The organism is Frankia sp. BMG5.60 (assembly GCF_059428125.1).
This window is the reverse complement of record NZ_CM182091.1, coordinates 4,270,629-4,289,334: the sequence shown is the minus strand read 5'-3', so window position 1 is coordinate 4,289,334 and position 18,706 is coordinate 4,270,629. Positions and strand designations below refer to the sequence as shown.

The 18,706-nt window shown below is 73.5% G+C and carries 12 protein-coding genes; 6 read left to right on the top strand and 6 right to left on the bottom strand.

Features of this window, described 5'->3' with window-relative positions; all coding sequences use genetic code 11:
• Positions 1-57: 57 nt before the first annotated feature.
• From AC5R91_RS17480 to AC5R91_RS17460, 5 genes are all read right to left on the bottom strand, one after another.
• Positions 58-984: a TauD/TfdA dioxygenase family protein gene (locus tag AC5R91_RS17480; RefSeq protein WP_495392420.1), complete on the bottom strand. Its 927-nt coding sequence runs from the start codon at positions 982-984 to the stop codon at positions 58-60.
• A gap of 438 nt (positions 985-1,422) precedes the next feature.
• The gene (locus AC5R91_RS17475; protein ID WP_495392419.1) at positions 1,423-2,841 is read right to left on the bottom strand and encodes an ROK family protein; all 1,419 of its coding nucleotides are present in this window, start codon (positions 2,839-2,841) and stop codon (positions 1,423-1,425) included.
• Positions 2,842-3,428: 587 nt separating this feature from the next.
• Positions 3,429-6,254, bottom strand: a complete 2,826-nt coding sequence (gene ppc / locus AC5R91_RS17470) for a phosphoenolpyruvate carboxylase (RefSeq protein WP_495392418.1) — start codon at positions 6,252-6,254, stop codon at positions 3,429-3,431.
• 264 nt (positions 6,255-6,518) lie between these two features.
• Positions 6,519-7,808 carry a M56 family metallopeptidase gene (locus AC5R91_RS17465; protein ID WP_495392417.1) on the bottom strand — a complete coding sequence of 430 codons (1,290 nt, stop codon included), beginning with the start codon at positions 7,806-7,808 and terminating at the stop codon, positions 6,519-6,521.
• A 13-nt stretch (positions 7,809-7,821) separates the two neighbouring features.
• On the bottom strand, positions 7,822-8,307 hold the full coding sequence (locus AC5R91_RS17460) for a BlaI/MecI/CopY family transcriptional regulator (RefSeq protein ID WP_495392416.1): 486 nt from the start codon (positions 8,305-8,307) through the stop codon (positions 7,822-7,824).
• Positions 8,308-9,113: 806 nt separating this feature from the next.
• On the opposite strand from AC5R91_RS17460, the gene AC5R91_RS17455 reads away from it, so the two are divergent.
• From AC5R91_RS17455 to AC5R91_RS17430, 6 genes are all read left to right on the top strand, one after another.
• Positions 9,114-11,513, top strand: a complete 2,400-nt coding sequence (locus tag AC5R91_RS17455) for a cytochrome ubiquinol oxidase subunit I (RefSeq protein ID WP_495392415.1) — start codon at positions 9,114-9,116, stop codon at positions 11,511-11,513.
• Positions 11,510-12,502 (top strand): cytochrome d ubiquinol oxidase subunit II, encoded by a 993-nt coding sequence (locus AC5R91_RS17450; RefSeq protein WP_495392414.1) that lies wholly within the window; start codon positions 11,510-11,512, stop codon positions 12,500-12,502. The genes AC5R91_RS17455 and AC5R91_RS17450 overlap by 4 nt, the downstream gene beginning before the upstream one ends.
• Positions 12,503-12,602: 100 nt before the next feature.
• A complete protein-coding gene (locus AC5R91_RS17445) occupies positions 12,603-13,400 on the top strand; it encodes a CPBP family intramembrane glutamic endopeptidase (RefSeq protein ID WP_495392413.1) in 798 nt (265 codons plus the stop codon).
• 186 nt (positions 13,401-13,586) lie between these two features.
• Positions 13,587-15,155 carry a CYTH and CHAD domain-containing protein gene (locus AC5R91_RS17440; protein WP_495392412.1) on the top strand — a complete coding sequence of 523 codons (1,569 nt, stop codon included), beginning with the start codon at positions 13,587-13,589 and terminating at the stop codon, positions 15,153-15,155.
• A 91-nt stretch (positions 15,156-15,246) separates the two neighbouring features.
• Complete coding sequence (locus tag AC5R91_RS17435; protein ID WP_495392411.1) at positions 15,247-16,269, top strand: aldo/keto reductase; 1,023 nt, start codon at positions 15,247-15,249, stop codon at positions 16,267-16,269.
• A 512-nt stretch (positions 16,270-16,781) separates the two neighbouring features.
• Positions 16,782-16,985 (top strand): cold-shock protein, encoded by a 204-nt coding sequence (locus AC5R91_RS17430; RefSeq protein WP_018500469.1) that lies wholly within the window; start codon positions 16,782-16,784, stop codon positions 16,983-16,985.
• Between the two features lie 581 nt (positions 16,986-17,566).
• On the opposite strand, the gene AC5R91_RS17425 is transcribed toward AC5R91_RS17430, so the two are convergent.
• Positions 17,567-18,664 carry an aspartate-semialdehyde dehydrogenase gene (locus AC5R91_RS17425; RefSeq protein ID WP_495392410.1) on the bottom strand — a complete coding sequence of 366 codons (1,098 nt, stop codon included), beginning with the start codon at positions 18,662-18,664 and terminating at the stop codon, positions 17,567-17,569.
• Between the last annotated feature and the right edge of the window lie 42 nt (positions 18,665-18,706).

The following is an 18,706-nucleotide window of genomic DNA, read 5'->3' as shown; positions in this document are numbered from 1 at the left end:
CGGCCCTCGGTTCGGGGCCGTCGGTGGGGCTCTGCGGGCCCGCTGGGCGGGATCCCGTCAGGTCCCGAGGAAGGGCTCGCCGGTGACGAGTTCCGACTCCCGACCGTCCACGCCGACCGGGATGTCGCCCTCAATGGTCACCCGGTACAGCACCCGATCGAAGTCGAGGTGGCCGAGGTCGGACGGCCCCAGATGAGCGGTCGCCCGGTTGTCCCAGAACGCGATGTCGCCCGGGTTCCACTTGAACCGCACGGTGAACTCGGAGCGGGAGATCTGGTCGTAGAAGACGTCGAGGATCTGCCGGCTCTGCTTCGGCGAGAAGCCGATGATCTCGCCGTCCTTCGCGGTGAAGCTCGGGCTGACGAACAGCGCCCGCTCGCCGGTCTCGGGGTGCACCCGCACCACCGGGTGGATCGCCACCAGCGGGTTGGCAGCCACCCTGCGGCCGTACTCGCTGTCGCTGGGGAAGTTCCCGAAACTGTGCCGGGCGCGCAGGCCGTCCGCCAGGTTCCGCAGCGGCTCGGGCAGCCCCTGGTAGGCCGCCACCAGATTCGTCCACGCCGTGTCCCCGCCGTACGGGGGGATGACCTCGCCGCGCAGGATCGACGCGGTGGGCGGGTTCACCAGGGCGGTGACGTCGGTGTGCCAGCCGTTGTCATAGGTGGCCTTCCGCCTGCCGAAGACTTTCGCGTACCGGCGGCTGTCGATCGGCAGGATCTCGGGGAAGCCGGCCGGCGGCGCCTCCTCGTGCGGGTGCGCCGGCGTCAGCCGGCCGAACCGGCGCCCGAAGGCGACCTGCTGGGCGTGGTCGATGTTCTGGTCCCGGAAGAAGACCACCTTCCACTGGTGCAGCGCCGAGCGGATCTCCGCCACGGTCGCGTCGTCGAGCTCCTCGCGCAGGTCGATCCCGTGGATCTCGGCCCCCGTGTGGCCGGAGAGCGGGCGGACGTCGATGCCCAGGGCGGTGGGCGTGGTGCTGGTCATCCTGCAGTTCCTCCAAGGGACGGAAAAAGGGATGGGTGGAGCCGGAAAGGGGGTGTCCGATGCTTTCGCGCACTGCCGCGTCAGGCTTTTGGCCGCATGCCGTCAGTGCAGCCGGGATCAGTCGGGATCAGTCGGGATCGCCGACGGTCGAGTTGGCAGCCTTGGCCCAGGGTCAGCCGAGGGTGCAGCCTGGAATGCGGGCGAGAATGGCAGGATCGGCGACTTCGCCGCGTGCATGCCTCTTTTTCCGCTCGGCGGGGATGCGGCGTAGAGAGGGCTTCAGCCCGCCGAGACGTGGCGGTGGATATCCCGCATCAACATCGACGACAACACCGGTCGTGAGGCGGAGAAATACCCTCGCCGTCGCGTCCGGTGTTGTTCACAGATCAATCTTCGGTGATGACCGGTGGGCCGTCAATATTTTGCGTTCCGTTGAAATTAATTGCGTCGGCGGGCGAGCGGGGTGGCCGGTTGGCGAGTAGAGGCCGCCCCCGCGGCCGGGGCGGGCCGGGGCGGCGCCAGGTCGGCGGGCAGGCTGTGCGGGCGGCGGTGCACCGCGTCGAGCACCGTCGCGCCCGCGGCGACCGCGAGCACGTCGGGGCCGAAGCTGCTTGGCAGCACCATCCGTTCGGGTTCGGCACATACCCGGGAGTGCGCGGAGATCTCGGCGAACAGGTCGCCCCGCAGGGCTGGCAGGAACAGGGTGGCGGCCTCGGTGAGAACGACGATCTCCGGATCCATCATGTCGACGAGCAGGGCGATCAGGCGTCCCACCACCCGCAGCCGGTCGCGGAAGAGCGCCACGGCGCGACGGTCGCCGCCGAGGGCGGCGGCCAGCAGGTTCTGCAGGTCCGGCCGGGAGATGATCCCCTCGCTGGCGGCGTGCCGCAGCAGCGTGCGCTCGGACAGGGTGGCCTGCACGCAACCGGACCGGCCGCACCGGCAGGGCGCGTCGCTGTCGGCGAGCCGCAGGTGGGCGATGCCGCCGGCGGCGGAGTTCGGGCCGATGTGCACCGAGCCGTCAGTGGCGAACGCGGCGTCGGCGACGTTGCCCACGAACAGGTGCAGCAGGCTGCGCCGGGCCCGCGGGTCGCCGAAGAGGATCTCCGCCTGTGCCAGTGCCCGGGCGTGCCCGTCGACGTGCACCGGCAACCCGGTGGCCGCGGCCAGCACGTCGCGCACCGGGACGTCCCGCCAGTCCAGCGGCTCGTGCTCGACCACCAGGCCGAGCTCGGGGTCGACCCGACCACCGGTGACCACGCCCAGCCCCAGCACCCGGCTTCCGCCGGCGTGCCGAGCGAGGAACCCGGGTAGGTGCCGGATGATCATCTGGAGGACGGCCGTGGCGTCTCCCTCACGCGGCCGCTGCTCCCGCGCGACCACCTGGCCGCGAAGGTCGACCACGCTGAAGGTCACGAACGGGACCGCGATGTGCACGCCGCAGGCGAGATGGCGCCGGGTGTCGACGTCGAGCGGCACGTGCGGGCGCCCCGCCCGCGGGGACAGCGAGCTCGCCGGGAGCTCGCGCAGCAGGCCCAGCGAGATCAGCCCCGCGGTCTGCCGCGACACCGCCGCCGGGCTGAGCCCCGTGGCCCGGCCGATCGCCGTGCGGGCGACCGGCCCGTGGTCGAGCACCGTCCGCAGGATCGCCGCCGCGGCGCCGGAGCCGACGCCACCACCGCCGGTCGAACCGGCCCCTGCCGGGCCGGCTGGCGGCGCTGTGGCCAATCCGGGGGCGCCCCCGCGTCCGGGGGGACGGGTGCGCGGGGGGCGGGTCGTCGGCGGCTCGCCGCGCAGACCTACCTCGTTGCGGACTGACACGCTGTGCTGGACGGACACGCTGTGCTGTACGGACACGGGGAACCTCCTCGCGTCACAGCCGGGCCACGTGCGGCTGCTCCGCGGCGCGGGCGTGAGGCGTGCCGAGGCGCACGCCGTGGCGGCGTCTCGGGTGGATGACCGGGGCGGGATCCCACTGGCAGCCCGGGGGTGCCATGACCGGACACGTCGTGACCGCGGCGCGTGGCGGTGACCGTGGTCGCCGGCCATGATCGGCGGACCGGGTGGGAGGGGAGTCGTACCGGACCTCGTGCCCCGCGACGGTAGCCGGATCGGTGGGAGCGCCCCCGACCAGCGCGGCGATCGGCGACGCTCGGACCGGTCGGGCTGCCTCAACGGCAGGAGCCGCCCCGCCCTTCCCGACTGTTCCGGCTCACGCGGCCGACCCCGGCGCGCGGCGTTGCCCTGAGACTCGGAAGGATCAGCGGCCAGGTCGACAGAGCGCGCTTGCGACGCGATGGAGGTCGATGTGGGCACGGCATACCAGGAGAAGGCGCCGGCTCATGCATCCGACGGTAGATAGGGTCCAACAGTTTGTCAACCAAGACAATTGAGAAGCTGTGAAAGGGCGGTCCGGTCCGGTTCGGCGGCCGGCCTACGGATGGTCAGCCGGTGTTGCGCAGGCCGGCGGCGATGCCGTTGATCGTCAGCAGCAGCGCCCGGCGCAGCAGGGGATCGGCGCCCTCCCCGGCGGCCCGGGCGCGCGCGAGCAGGGAGACCTGCAGGGCGTGCAGCGGGGCGAGGTAGGCGTCGCGGACCTCGAGGGTGTGGCGCAGCGTCGGGGCGTTCTCCAGCAGCTCGGCCTGGCCGGTGACCGCGAGGACCTCGGCGACCGTGCGGGCGTGTTCGGCGCGGATCGCCTCGAAGATCGAGCCACCGTCGTCGCCGGCGAGGGTCGAGACGTACCGCTGGGCGATCGTGAGGTCCGACTTGGCCAGGGTCATCTGCACGTTGCCGAGGAAGGTCCGGAAGAAGTGCCACGACCGGTACATCTCGGCGAGGGTGTCGCCGGCCCCCGCGGCCCGGGCCGCGGCCAGGCCGGTGCCCACGCCGAACCAGCCGGGCAGGATGATCCGCGACTGCGTCCAGCCGAACACCCAGGGGATCGCGCGCAGATCGGCGAGCCCGCCGGTTCCGCCGGGCCGCCGAGACGGCCGTGAGCCGATGTTGAGGTTGCCGAGCTCCTCCACCGGGGTGGCGGCGAGGAAGAACGGCACGAGCGCCGGATCGCCGACGAACGCCTGGTAGGCGATTCGGGCCGAGTCCGCGACGGCCTGCATGGTCTCGTTCCACCCGGCGAGGACGGTCGGGCTCAGCCGGGAGGATCGGTGCAGGATCGACGCCTCGACCACGGCCGCGAGGGTGATCTCCAGGTTGTGCCGGGCGAGCTGGGGCAGCGTGTACTTGTCCGAGATCACCTCGCCCTGCTCGGTGACCTTGATCGAGCCGTCCAGCGTGCCGAACGGCTGCGCCATGATCGCTTCGCCGCTCGGGCCGCCGCCGCGGCCGACGGAGCCGCCGCGGCCGTGGAACAGCCGCAGCACGACGCCGTGGCGGCGGGCGACGTCGCGTAGTTCCCGCTGTGCCTTGTGGATCTCCCACTGGGACGCGGTGATCCCTGCGTCCTTGGACGAGTCCGAGTAGCCGAGCATGACTTCCTGCACGTCGGCGCGGGCACGCACCAGCGAGCGGTAGGAGGGGTCGGACAGCATGCCGTCGAGCAGCGAGCCGGCCGCGCGCAGCTCGGCCACCGTCTCGAACAGCGGGACGAAGCCGATGCGAGCCCAGGCGGGGCGGTCGGCGAAGCCGAGCCCGACCAGGCCGGCCTCCCGAGCGAGTACCACCACGGCCAGGATGTCGTCGACGTCGCGGGTCATCGAGACGATGTAGCTCTCGATGACATCCCCGCCGAAGCGGTCCAGCGCCTCCCGGACGGTGCGCATCAGCTCCAGCGTGCCCAGCACCGCCGGGGGCAGCGGCGGCGGCCCGGCGCCGAGCAGCGGCCGACGACGGGCGAGCTCCGCGGACAACAGGGTGCGCCGCCCGGGCCGGTCGAGCTGGGCGTAGGGGACGTCGAGCTCCCCGACCTGGTCATACACCGCGGCCAGGGCCGCATGGTGCTTGTCGGCATGCTCGCGGATGTCGAGGGTGGCCAACGACAGCCCCATCGCGCGCGCGGTGCGGATGACGCGCAGCAGCGGGCCGTCCGCGACGAGAGTTCCGTCGCCGGCAGCGAGCGAGGCGCGCATCACCTCCAGGTCGTCGAGCACCTCGGCGACGCCGCCGTAGTCCCGCCCGGGCACGTGCGGCGCGCCGGCGGCCAGCCGTTCCCGGGTGCCGGCGAGCCTCGCGAGGATGTAGCTGCACTTGAGCCGGTACGGCTCCTCGGCGTTGAGCCGGATGTAGCGGTCGTGGACCTCGGGCAGCGCCTGGCGGTCCGCGGCCAGCGAGGACAGCAGCTCGTCGCCGACCCCCACCACCCGGGTGGACGCCGTCAGCTCCTGGATGAGCCGTTCGACCTGGGAGGTCAGCAACCGGATACCGAACTCGTGCTGGAGGGTGAGCACCTCCAGGGTGACCGCCGGGGTCACGTTCGGGTTGCCGTCCCGGTCGCCGCCCGCCCACGAGCCGAACCGCAACGGGTGCGCCCCGGCCGGCAGCGCGAGCCCCACCCGGGCGAGCGCCAGGTCGAGTTCCTCCAGCAGGTCGGGCAGGACCTCGGTGGCGATCAGCTCCAGGTAGTAGGCCGCCGAGCGGGCCTCGTCCGCCGGCTTCGGCCGCTCCACCCGCAGCTCGTCGGTCTGCCACAGCACGTCGACCATCTCGGCGAGGCGCCGCTGGGTGCGGTCCCGGTCGGCGGCCGGCGCCGCGCCGTCCGGGCTGTCCGCGTCGAGCAGGTCGGCGATGCGGCGCAGCGTGTCGAGCACCGAGCGGCGGCTGGCCTCGGTCGGATGGGCGGTGAAGACCGGGCGCAGCTCCAGGCGCCGCGCGATCGACTCGGCCAGCGACCGGTCGAGGGTGCCGGTGTCGAGCGCGGCGGCCATCCGGTCGAAGGTCTCCGCCAGCGGGCCCTTCGCCCGGTCGGACAGCTCCCGGGACCGGTGTAGCTGCTCGGTGATGTTGGCGAGCTGGAAGTAGGCGGTGAAGGCGCGGGCGAGCACGATGGCCGTCTGGTCGTCCACGGTGGCGAGCAGCCGACCGAGTTCGGCGCCGTTGTCGGGCCGGCGGGCCAGCGCGCGGACCTGCTCGACGAGCGCGAGCGTCGCCGCGCCCTCGTGCCGGGTCAGGGCCTGGCCGAGCAGATCCCCGAGACGGCGGACCCCCGCCCGCACGGCCGCGTGGCGGGCGTCGGAGGAGACCCCACCGGCGAAGGCGCCGGGATCCGCGGCCAGCTCGTCGAGGGCCGTACTCGCGCTCCGCTCGGTCGTCACGCCGCCTCCGGTGGTTCGCCTGGGTCTGCCGTCTGCCTTGGCCCGAATGGGTCTGCCTGGGTTCGCCGAGATGCCGGACACGGCGACTGCGATGTCGCCGGGGGCCGGCGAGACCGTTCTGCGCCGACGCGGCCTAGTCTGCCGACTTGCCTGCGCCTTGCCTATGGGCGAGATGGCGGGAGAGAGATAAATCGTCTCTTGCGTGCTCCGCCGGCCCTTGCCGAGCCGGCGCCTACGGTCGCGAACCGCCGGTGACCTGCGCGATCAGCCGATGAGGACGATCATCGGGGGGGCCGCGAGGACGGCCGCGGCGGCCAGGTAGGCCCCGGCGGGCAGCCACCAACGGACCCCCGGCGGGTCGAGCAGCCGGGCGATGCGCGAGATGACCGGATTGGCCGTCCCGAGCCGGAGGCCGGGGGTGTCCGGTGCCGCCGCGGCGGCACCGGCCCCCGGGCTGCCACCAAGGCCGCCACCCGGGCCGCCGCCGAACCGGACTGCCGCCCGGGCCGCCGTGGCCGGCAGCGGATCCTCGGCGCCGAGGGCGGGCAGCACGGCGGCCGGGTGCCCGGTGATGCTGAGCGCCCCCGCGGGGACCGGGGCCCGCGCCACGCCGAGTCGGGCCAGCGCCCGGGCGAGCGAGCGGCGGCTGGTCTCGCGGGCGGCGGCGTCGTCGGCAAGCATCTCGACGAGTAAAGACACGGCCGCCGTCGCCTCCCGGGCCGGCCGTAGGAAGGGGAAGGTGCGCTCCCAGGCGACGAACGGCTGGATCACCAGATCGTGCCGCCCGGCGACGTGCGCCGCCTCGTGGGCGAGCACCGCGTCCAGCTCGGCGGCGTCGAGGGTGTTCAGCAGACCCTTGGAGACCACCACCCGGGCGTGGCGGACCCCCGGGACGCAGTAGGCGACCGCGATCGGATGATCGAGGATCCGCAGCAGGATGCCGGCCCGGTCGCGGTGTTCGCACAGGCAGCAGGTGGTGGGATCGGCGCTGCTTTCGCCAACGCCGCTCCCGCCAACGCTGCTCCCACCGCCGCCGCTTGGGCTCAGGCCGTCGCCGTCGCCGTCGCCGTCGCCGGGGTCGGCGTCGCCGTCGGCGGCAGTGGTGGGCGGGTGGAGGTGCGTGTGGTCGGCCGACTCCCGCGCGCCGTGCCCGCGATGGCGGCGGCCGGCGAGGTCGACCAGGTGCCGGTGCCGGTGCCGCTCGCGCAGGGTCGCCGCGGTGGAGGCGCAGAGCACCCCGAACAGCCGGCAGGCCAGGGCCGTCGCCGTGGCGAGCCCGACGAGGTTGACCCAGCGCAGGCCGGTGAGGGGGGATCCGGCCGCGATGTTGCCGAGATGGTCGTTGATCGCGGTCGGGGTGTTCGACGACAGCGGGGAGACGGTGAACGCGATCGCGGCCAGCAGCGCCGAGACGCCACCAGCCAGCCCGATCGCCTGCCACAGCACGATCGCCGCCCGCGGGCAGCGGTGCGGCCAGCGCGCGGCGGCCAGCAGGCGTGGTACCGGCCAGGCCAGCACGCCCGCGAACAGGGCGAGGAGGGCCGCGGTCGTCATCTCGCCGGCAACGCTACCGCCCGTCCGGTGGAATCTGAACCGTTCGATCCGAGTCGGTGGTCACCGCGTCCGGTCCGTCCGGCCCGTCGGTGGCCGTCTCGAGTGGGGGCGGGATGGCTGGATCCGGGGCCTCGGCGGCCGGATCGCCGCCCAGAGGTTCCAGCGCCCTACGTAGGATCTCCGCTTCCTCGGCCGAGACCGATCCGACGAAGCGGACCAGCGCCGAACCGCGGTCGTCCGCGGTGCCCAGCGCCTCCATCATCGCCTCGGCGACGACGGCCTCCCGGCTGTCGGACGCGGCGTAGCGGTGGGCCCGCGCGGCCCGCTGCCGGCGGACGAAACCCTTGCGTTCCAGTCGTTCGAGCACGGTCAGCACGGTGGTGTACGCGAGATCGCGCTCGTGGTCGAGGCGGGCCGCGACCTCGCGGGCCGTGAGCCAGCCGTCGCTCGACCACAACACGTCCATGACCGACCGTTCGAGGTCACCCAGGCGCGCCATACGTCGATCCTACGTCCCGTAGAAGTTCAGGGCGGCGGAACGCTCTCGTTCGCGTCGCCTCCTACGTCACACAGCCGCGCGACCTCGGCGTTCGCCTCGCGACGGCGGGTGCGGGCGGCCTCGCACCGCCGGCAGCCGGCCCGGGCCGGCGCCGCGGACGTCACAACTCGCCCGTGGCCCGAAGGTCGCACCGCCCGGCCGGCCGCCGGCCGGCGCCGCCCACGCGGCGTCGGGACCTTCTTCCCGGCCCGATTCGGCGCGACGCCGGCACATTCCTCCCACGCCGCCCCCGGCCGGGCGCACCTCGGGGACCGTCCCGGCGCACCCGCGTCCGGCCGGGCCCGACGGCGGCGTCGGCAATTGCATTCGCCGCCGTTCCCGGCGGCCTTGTCGCGGGTTACCCGCTTGGCGGCGTCGATGTGTTATCCGAAAGTTATTTTTTCGGTGGAGCCGACCGGCCCGGCCCGGGGGTGAACTTGTTCCGGCCCGCCATGACCAGTTGCGCGGAATGCGCGGGACGGGCCCTTTGGTGCCGCGGTGAACGCGGCGAATGCCAAGGTCCGCGGCTGACGGGCACGTCACACGGTGTTTGCGGGGGGGAAGTGGCCGGAAGACGGCGTATGCAGGTGAAGGGGACGCGCGATGCACCGCCCCGCCGGCCGGCGTCGCGCATGTCGTGGACCTCACGGAGGCCCGACCGCCGACCGGATCACCCCGCTACGTACCTTAGGACCTTCTACTTTGGGTAGAAGGTCGACTGAATCCCGGTCGATTTCTTCCCGCGGTCCTTCGAAGGAGCCGTGCGCATGGTTCTCGCCGCCGACGCCGTCGACCTCGCTCGTGCCCAGACGGCGTTCTCCCTCGCGTTCCACATCTGCTTCGCCGTGTTCGGTGTCGGTTTGCCATGGCTGCTGATCTACACCGAGCGACGTTGGCTCAAGACCGGCGATCCGGTCTGGCTGGCGCTGACGAAGAAGTGGTCGCGTGCCTTCGCCGTTCTCTTCGCGGTGGGGGCCGTCTCGGGAACAGTGTTGTCGTTCGAGTTCGGGCTGCTCTGGCCCGCGTTCATGTCCAAATACGGGGGCGCCCTCGGGCTGTCGTTCACCCTGGAGGGCTTTGCGTTCTTCACCGAGGCGATCTTCGTCGGCATGTACCTGTACGGCTGGAAGCGCCTCTCGCCGCGGGCCCACTGGCTGACGCTGTGGCCGATCGCGATCTCCGGCACCCTGTCGACGGCGTTCATCATCACGGTCAACGCCTGGATGAACGTGCCGCGGGGGATCGTGGAGCAGAACGGCAAGCTCCTCGAGGCCAAGCCGTACGCCCCGTTCATCAGCCCAGGTACCCCGCCGCAGCTCGTCCACATGCTGCTCGCGGCACTGATGTGTGCCGGCGGCGTGGTCGCCGCCATCTACGCGGTGGGCATGCTGCGCGGCCGTCGCGACACCTACCACCAGCGCGGCCTGAAGATCGGGCTCGCGGTCGTGCTGGCCTGCGCGCCCCTGCAGCTCATCGTCGGGGACTGGGCGGCCCGCGTCGCCGGCGCCAACCAGCCGTTCAAGCTCGCGGCGATGGAGGGTCTGTACCACACCGGGTCGCATGCCCCCTTCGCCCTCGGCGGGATCTACGACAACAAGACCGGCGAGATCCGCTACGGCCTGGAGATCCCCGGCGGGCTGTCCCTGCTCGAGGGCTTCAGCACCGGCCATGTGATCAAGGGCCTGGACGGTGCGCCGCCGGACGAGCGACCGAACGGCACGCTGGTGCACGGTGCGTTCACCACAATGGTCGGGGCGGGTTCCGCCCTGATCGGCCTGTCGTTGATCACGGGCCTCGTCGTCCTGCGGCGGCGCCGTCGCGGGGAGCGCCCGCTGCTACCCACCAGCAGGCCGTGGCTGATCGCCGCGGCGTGCACCGGGCCGGCGGCGATGCTGGCGATGCTCACCGGCTGGGAGGTCACCGAGGGCGGCCGCCAGCCGTGGATCGTCGGCGACCACATGCGGGTCGTCGAGGGCGTCACCGGCGGCGACGCGGTCGCGCCGATGTTCGCCGGCACCCTGGTGCTGTACCTGGGGCTCGCCGGCGCCCTGCTGCTCATCCTGCGGCGGATGGCCACCGGCGGCCCCAGCGGCGAGCAGCTTCGCCCCGGCCAGCCCGCCGGTCCCTCGGCCCCCACCGCCCCCCGGCCGCGCGACGGCGGGTCCGGTAGCGGCGGCTCGGGCCCGGCCGGCTCCGGACCGGAGCAGGGCAGCGGCGGCGACGAGTCCGGCTCGAAGGAGTCCGTCCCCGCCGCGCAGCACGTCCCCGCCGCGCAGTACGTCCCGGCCGCGCAGTACGTCCCAGCAGCCAGGGGAGTACACGCCGGCGAGGGAGTGCCGCCCGCCAGGTCCTTTCCTGCCGCCGAGTCCGTCCCTGCGGTCAGGTACGTTCCGGCCGCCAGGTCCTTCCCTGCGGCCGAGTCCGTCCCTGCGGTCAGGTACGTTCCGGCCGCCAAGCACGTTCTCGCCGCCCGGTACGTTCCGGCCGCCGAGTACGACCCGGCCGCCGAGCCGGTCGCCTGGTACACGCCCCGGACGGACCTGCTCTCTGAGCGTGACCAGACGGGCATGCCGGTGGCGGTGCTCCTCCCCGGCCGCCTCCCCATGACCTCCGCCGGCGCACCCGCTCCCGCCGGCGGCACCATGGTCACCGGGGTCCGCGACCCGTCCGATGGATCCGACCCGGCCAAGGGGCCCGACCCGGCCAAGGGGCCCGATCCATCCATTGGGCCCGATCCATCCATTGGGCCCGATCCATCCAGGGGGCCGGAACCATCCAGTGGGTCCGAACCGTCCACCGGGTCCGAACCGCCGACCGAAACTGAGCCGTCCCCAGAGGCCGAGCCGTTGACCGGCGCCGAGCCCGGCGTGGACCCGAGCCTCAACCCGCCGCCGACCATCAGCCCGCGGCCGGGCGGCGCCGAGCCGCCCGCGCCGTCCGCGACGCCGGCTCCCGCGTCGCCCACCATCCCGCGGCCCCGGCCCGAGCCGCACCCCACCGGATCCTTCGGGGGCGGGCGGCCCGCGCCGTCGAACCGGCGTGGCGCGCCCGGCTGGTACAGCCTGCTGGGCCGGCGCTCCACCGGGGGCCGGCACGCCTCCACCAGCCGCCGTCCCGACACCGGCGCGCGCACCGCCGGCCGCACCGACCGGGGAGAGACCCGATGACCTCCGCCGACCTGCTCCTCGTCGTCATGGTGATCGGCCTGACCGCCTACGCGCTGCTCGGCGGCGCGGACTTCGGCGGCGGCGTGTGGGATCTGCTCGCCCGAGGACGGGACGCGCGGGCCCAGCGCAAGCTGATCTCGAACGCGATCGGGCCGGTGTGGGAGGCCAACCACGTCTGGCTCGTGTTCATCGTCGTCGCCCTGTTCAGCGGGTTCCCGCCCGCCTACGGGGTGGTTGGCTCCTCGTTGGAGGTCCCGCTGTCGGCCGCGCTGGTCGGCATCGTGCTGCGTGGCGCGGCCTACGTCTACCGCGCGTACGGCGCCGGCGCGGCGGGTCCCGACCACTGGTGGGGGCACGTCTTCGCGGTGTCGTCCACGATCACCCCGTTCGCGCTCGGGGTGGCCGGGGCGGCGCTGGCCACCGGGGACATGTCGCCCGACGACCCGTTCGCCCCGGTCCGCAGCTCGTTCGGCCTCGTCTGCGGGCTGTTCGCGGTGGCCGCGACGGCCTTTCTCGCCGCGGTCTACCTGTGCAAGGACGCGGCGGCCTCGCCGGCCACCGAGCACCTGGTGGCCGACTTCCGCCGCCGCGCCGTCGGCGGGGCCGTGGTCTGCGGCATCCTCGCGCTGATCCTGCTGCCGCTGTTCTGGGACCAGGCTCCCGTGGTGGCTCACCGGTTCGCCGACCGTTCGCTGCTGCTGGTGGTGCTCTCCGCGGTCGGCGGGATCGGCTCGCTGGTCGCGCTGGCGCGTAACCAGTTCGTCGCCGCCCGGCTGGCGGCGGGTCTCGCGGTCGCCGCCATGCTCTGGGGCTGGGCGATCGCCCAGTACCCCGACCTGATCGTGGGGCAGGTGACGGTCGACGACGCCGCGGCCCCGTCGACCAACATCCACGCGATGCTCTACGCGGTCGTCGGTGGTCTCGTGATCGTGCTGCCGCCGATGATCGTGCTGTACCGGCTGTTCACCCGGCCCGAGCCGGTGGACTGACCGGACGATCCGATCGGCGGCCCTGGATCGGCCCGGCGGTGCGTCACCGCCGGGCCGATCCGTGGTCGTACCGCCCATCCGGGTGGGCTACGGTCGACCGGTGACGGATGCCCCCGCGCAGGCGCCGGTCACGGCCGAACCGCTCACCCGGCGGGTTCTGGCCACCGAGGTCTGGCTCGTGCTCGGGGTCTCCTTCGCCGCCTCCGCGCTCTACGCGCTCATCCGCTACGTCGGCGTGCTCACCCGGCCGGGACCGGTCCGTTCCCAGGTCGCCCGGCTGAACACCTCGGCCGCGCCGGGCCGCCCGTGGCTCGACCTCGCCCTGCAACTGGCCGACGTCGCCACCGGCGTGGTACCCGTGCTGCTGGCCGTGCACCTGCTGGCCCGCCACGGCGGCGGGCGGCGCGTGATCGGCCTCGACGGCCGGCGACCCGGCCCGGATCTCGCCCAGGGCGCCCTGCTCGCGGCCGGGATCGGCGGTCTCGGCCTCGGTTTCTACCTGCTGGCCTGGCACAGCGGCGCCAACCTCACCGTCGCGCCGTCGAGCCTGCCCGACGTGTGGTGGCGGGTGCCGGTCCTCGTCCTGAGCGCCTGCCAGAACGGCCTCGCCGAGGAGGTCATCGTCACCGGCTACCTGCTGGTGCGGCTGCGCGAGCTCGACGTCACGCCGGGGCGGGCGCTGGCGGCCGGCGCGCTGCTGCGCGGTTCCTACCACCTCTACCAGGGCCTGGGCGGGTTCGCGGGCAACCTCGCGATGGGGCTGCTGTTCGCCCGGCTGTTCCAGCGCAACGGCCGGGTGCTGCCGCTGGTGATCGCCCACTCGCTCATCGACACGGTGGCCTTCGTCGGCTATGTGCTCCTGGTCGGGAAGGTCTCCTGGATTCCCGCCCCGCGCTAAGGTTAACGGCAGGGAAACACAAATCGTCCATCAGGTGTCCGAAGCTATCCTTCCCGGTGCTCCGACGGACCATCGGACAACCACGGGGGACTGCACCGGCTGCCCGGGTGCGCCGCGGGCGGTGTGAGTGAAGTGACGGTGTGAGCGAAGTGACGGTGTGGGCGAGTGACGAGGAGGGCGGGGCGGATGGCCACCGGGGTCCGTGAGATCGAACGCAAGTACGCTGTCGAGCCGACCTTCGTGCTGCCGAAGCTGGGCGGCGTGCCCGGGGTCGCGACCGCGCGGACCCGCCGCGCGATCAGCCTCGAGGCCGTGTACTTCGACACCGACGATCTGCGCCTTGCCCGCAACCGGATCACGCTGCGCCGGCGCACCGGCGGCTCCGACGCCGGCTGGCACCTGAAGCTGCCGGTCCGCGTCGGTGAGCGCGACGAGCTGCAGCTCCCGCTCGACGCCGCCGACGGCGTGGTCGACGTGGCCGCGGGCGCGCGGCACACCCCGCCGGCGGAGTTCGTCGACCTGGTGACGGTGCACCTACGCGGTGGCGAGCTGCGTCCGGTCGCCCGGCTGCGCACCCTGCGCACCGCCCGGCGGCTGCGCGACGCCGCCGGAGTCGATCTTGCGGAGGTCGTCGACGACCAGGTCTCCGCCCAGACGCTCGGCGAGGCGACGGTCGTGAGCACTTGGCGGGAGATCGAGGTCGAGCTCGTCGACGGCAAGCGCGGCCTGCTCGACGACGTCGGCGAGCTGCTGCTGGCGGCCGGCGCGGTCGCGGCGGCGGACTCCTCGAAGCTCGGCCGGCTGCTCGGGCCCGCGCTCGCCGCCGGACCTGGGCCGGACGTGCCCCCGCTGCCGCGCCGCCCGCGCCGGCGGGCCCCGGCCGGCGAGGTCGTGCGCGCCTACCTCATCGAGCAGGTCCGCGCCCTGCTCGCCGCCGATCCGCGGGTGCGTCTCGACGAGCCCGAGGCCGTCCACCGGATGCGGGTGGCCTGCCGGCGGGCCCGCAGCACGCTGCGGACCTTCGCGCCGCTGTTCCCGGCCGACACGGTGACGCTGCTCGACGGGGAGCTGCGCGACCTGGCCGGCGCGCTGTCCGGTGCCCGCGACGCCGAGGTGCAGATCGCCTACTTCGACGGCCGGCTGGCCGAGCTGCCCGCGGACCTGGTCGCCGGGCCGGTCCACGAGACGGTCAGCGCCCACCTCTCCACCGGGATGGCCGCCGCCCGCGAGGAGGCGCTGGCGATGCTGCGCAGCGACCGGTACTTCGCCCTCGTGGCCAGCCTGCTCACCCTGGTCCGCGCGCCGCTGACCGGCGCGGCGCGGCGCCCGGCCGGCAAGGTCCTGCCCGACCTCGTCCGCGGCGCCGACCGGCGGCTGGCCAAGAAGGTGACCGCCGCAGCCGGGCTTCCGGTCGGCCACGACCGGGACGAGCTGCTGCACTCCGCGCGCAAGCAGGCCAAGCGGCTGCGGTACGCCGTCGAGGCGGTGACCCCGCTGTACGGCCAGGACGCGACGGCACTCGTCGGCCAGGCGGAGCGGGCGCAGGAGCTGCTCGGCACCCATCAGGACGCCACCGTCGCGCGCGACCTCCTGCGTGGCTGGGGCGTCGCCGCCCAGGCCCAGGGCGAGCCCACCGCGTTCACGCTCGGGGTGCTGCTCGGGCTGGAGGAGTGCCGCGGGCGGCTGGCCGAACGGGACTTCTTCGACGCCTGGCCACGGATCTCCGCCGCGAAGTACCGCCGCTGGCTCGACTGAGCGGCCGCCGCGCGCCGGGGCGTCGGCCGGCCGGGGGAGGGTAGCCTCCGGTCGACTCCGCCTTCGTCCCCGGTGCCGCAGGAGGCTCGCGATGACCACCTCGACCACGCTCCCGACGACGCCGCTGGGCCCGACGGGCATGCAGATCACCCGGGTGGGTTTCGGCGCCTGGGCGATCGGCGGAGCAGGCTGGGCCTTCGGCTGGGGTGCCCAGGACGACGCCGAGGCGGTCGCGGCGATCCGCCACGCGGTCGCGGCGGGGATCAACTGGATCGACACCGCCGCCGTCTACGGGCTCGGGCATTCCGAGGAACTCGTCGCCCGGGCGCTCGCCGACATCCCCGCGGCGGAGCGGCCCTACGTGTTCACCAAATGCGGCCTGGTCTGGGATGACGCCGACCGGACCGTCCCGCCGGCCCGGGTGGGCGCCCCGGCCTCGATCCGGGCCGAGGTCGACGCCTCGCTGCGCCGGCTCGGCGTCGAGCGCATCGACCTGTACCAGCTCCACTGGCCGCCGCAGGACGGCACGCCGATCGCCGACGCCGTCGGGACGCTGCACGAGCTGCGCGCCGCCGGCAAGATCCGTTCGGTGGGCGTGTCCAACTTCTCCGTCGACCAGCTCGACCAGGCCGCGACGGCCGGCGGGGTGGACGTGCTGCAGCCACCCTTCTCCCTGATCGACCGTGCCGTCGCGGCCGAGATCCTGCCGTATGCCGCCGCCCACGGCATCGGCACGATCGTCTACAGCCCGATGCAGTCCGGGTTGCTCTCCGGGCGCTGGAGCGCGACGCGGACCGCCGAACTGCCGGCCGACGACTGGCGGCGCCAGGCCCCGGAGTTCAACCCGCCGGCCTTGGAGCGCAACCTCGCGCTCGTCGACGTGCTCACCGAGGTGGCCCGTCGGCACGCGACCACGGTCGCCGCCGTCGCGGTCGCCTGGACGCTGGCCTTCCCCGGGGTGAGCGGCGCCATCGTCGGGGCCCGCCGCCCGGATCAGCTCGACGGCTGGCTGCCAGCCGGCTCGCTGACCCTCACCGGCGCCGATCTCGGCGAGATCGCCGCGGCGGCCGAGCGGCTCTCGGCCGGCCGCGGTCCGCTGCGGCCTGCCGGCTGACCTCACCCTGCGACCGCTCACCGGCAGCGGCCGGTGGCGGGGGGCGTTGCGGTGCGATGTGCACGGTGCTCGGCTGGGAGCCGGACCGGCCATCGGCGGTGTGGGCCCGATTGTGGGCCGAGATGTGGTCTAGGGCGTGGTCGGATCGAAAGGCCCGTCGGTCACCCGTCCGAGTTGCCACGTCTGGGCCATCTACCGCCCGGTCGGCGCCGCACGCTGCCCACGCTGGGAAATCCCTGTCAGCGCGACGGATTGCGGGACGGCCCGGGCGTACTAGCCCGTGGTCGGACCAGCGGTGTTGTTCTGTTACCGGGGCATGAAGTGGACTTCCTTGCTCGGAGGACTCCCGCGAAGCCCTCCGTCCGTGTAGCGTCGTCCCTGGCCGGAGTTCGCCGGTTCGCGTCTCAACCGAGACGCGGCGGAACAGCGCCAGGAACTCTTGTGGCTTCCTGGCGTTCGGTCCGGGGCCCGCGCGGTGCGGGTCCTGACTGCACCAGCAGGGAGAACGGCACGTGGCTCAGGGCACGGTGAAGTGGTTCAACTCGGAGAAGGGCTTCGGCTTCATCTCCGTGGACGGCGGCGGCTCCGACGTCTTCGTTCACTACAGCGCGATTGACATGGACGGCTACAAGGCACTAGAGGAGGGCCAGCGGGTCGAGTTCCAGGTGACCCAGGGTCAGAAGGGTCCGCAGGCCGACGCCGTCCGCGTCGTCTGAGCCACGAGAGACTTCACGGTCAGCCCGCCCATCGGGTGCTCCGCCGGGCGGGCTGACCGCTTCTCCGCGTCGTTCGTCACGTGGCGGAGTCGATTGCACGACTGCCCGATCGTGCCGGAGGGCTTCGTTTCCCCGGCCCTGTCGGGTGTGTCGCCTCGGTCGGAGCCTCGATCGGACAGTTCTCCAGAAGGCGCCTTTCCCCTGGCCCAGCGGGAATGGAACGGCCTTCGGCGTCCCACCCTCGGGACCGGTTGATCCGCGTTCCAGTGGGTCGTCGCACTTTTGCCGATCGGCGTGATTTCGGTGACGGATCGCCGCCGGGGCGATGGCTGTTCGTGCAAAGCCGGGTAACCGCATCCCGGTTCTCCGACCGCTCGTTCTCGGTCTTCGCTTGCGGCTCCTCTCGGCGACCAAAGCTTAAAGGTTGCTGAGAAACGCACGGAAAGCGAATGTATCGCTGTCGCGACCCGACCAATCACGGCTCGGCGCGGATGGCGTGCGGGGTTCGTGACAGGCCGGCCGCGCGTCAGCGCGCCGGCCGGCCCACCACTCGCGGAGTCCGGCCCCGCTTCAGCCGGTCGTCAGCCGGTCGTCGACGCCGCCTGCTCGGCCTGCCCGGCGACGAGCAGTTCGGCGATCTGCAGCGTGTTCAGCGCCGCTCCCTTGCGCAGGTTGTCGCCGCAGAGGAACAGCGCGATCTCGTGCGGGTCGTCCGGCGACTGCCGAATCCGTCCGACCCAGGTGGGATCGGTGCCCACCACGTCCGAAGGGGTGGGGAACTCGCCGGCGGCCGGGTCGTCCACCACCGCGACCCCGGGGGCGCCGAGCAGCACCGCGCGGGCCTCGTCGCCGGTGACGGGACGCGCGAAGCGGGCGTGCACCGCGACGGCATGGGTGGTGATCACCGGCACCCGCACGCAGGTCGCGGACACCCGCAGGTCCGGCAGGCCCAGGATCTTGCGGGACTCGTTGCGGACCTTGAACTCCTCGGACGACCAGCCGCCGTCGCGCAGCGACCCGGCCCACGGCACGACGTTGAGAGCCAGCGGCGCGGGGAACGGGCCGAGGCCCTCCTCGCCGATCGCCTTGCGCACGTCGCCGGCGGTCTGGCCGAGCTCCCGCGTCCCACCGACCGTGGCGAGCTGGTCGTAGAGGGTGTCGATGCCGGCCTGCCCGGCGCCGCTGGCGGCCTGGTAGGAGGCGGCGAACATCGACTCCAGGCCGAACGCCCGGTGCAGCGCGCCGAGCGCGACGATCATCGACAGCGTCGTGCAGTTCGGGTTGGCGATGATGCCCCGCGGGCGGGCGGCGATTTGGTCGGCGTTGACCTCGGGGACGACCAGCGGCACGTCGTCGTCCATCCGGAAGGCGCCCGAGTTGTCGACCGCGACCGCGCCGCGCGCCGCCGCGACCGGCGCCCACTGCGCCGACACGTCGTCGGGGACGTCGAACACGGCGACGTCGACGCCGTCGAAGACCTCCGGCGAGAGCACCTGCACGGCGACGTCCGCGCCGCGCACCCGCACGGTGCGCCCGGCCGAGCGGGCCGAGGCCACGGGCCGGATCTCCCCCCAGACGTCCGGACGCTCGGCGAGCATCGACAGCATCACCGTGCCGACCGCGCCGGTCGCGCCCACCACCGCGAGCGTCGGCCGCCGGCCGGCCTCGTTGCCCGTCATGCCCCATCCTCCAGGTGAGCCGTGATCAGTGCCGCGCGTTCT

Excerpts from the sequence above, each read along its gene's own strand:
- AC5R91_RS17455 (WP_495392415.1), top strand. The coding sequence starts at position 9,114 with ATGGTTCTCGCCGCCGACGCCGTCGACCTCGCTCGTGCCCAGACGGCG.
- AC5R91_RS17480 (WP_495392420.1), bottom strand. The coding sequence starts at position 984 with ATGACCAGCACCACGCCCACCGCCCTGGGCATCGACGTCCGCCCGCTC.
- AC5R91_RS17425 (WP_495392410.1), bottom strand. The coding sequence starts at position 18,664 with ATGACGGGCAACGAGGCCGGCCGGCGGCCGACGCTCGCGGTGGTGGGC.
- AC5R91_RS17440 (WP_495392412.1), top strand. The coding sequence starts at position 13,587 with ATGGCCACCGGGGTCCGTGAGATCGAACGCAAGTACGCTGTCGAGCCG.
- AC5R91_RS17465 (WP_495392417.1), bottom strand. The coding sequence starts at position 7,808 with ATGACGACCGCGGCCCTCCTCGCCCTGTTCGCGGGCGTGCTGGCCTGG.
- AC5R91_RS17435 (WP_495392411.1), top strand. The coding sequence starts at position 15,247 with ATGACCACCTCGACCACGCTCCCGACGACGCCGCTGGGCCCGACGGGC.
- AC5R91_RS17450 (WP_495392414.1), top strand. The coding sequence starts at position 11,510 with ATGACCTCCGCCGACCTGCTCCTCGTCGTCATGGTGATCGGCCTGACC.
- AC5R91_RS17460 (WP_495392416.1), bottom strand. The coding sequence starts at position 8,307 with ATGGCGCGCCTGGGTGACCTCGAACGGTCGGTCATGGACGTGTTGTGG.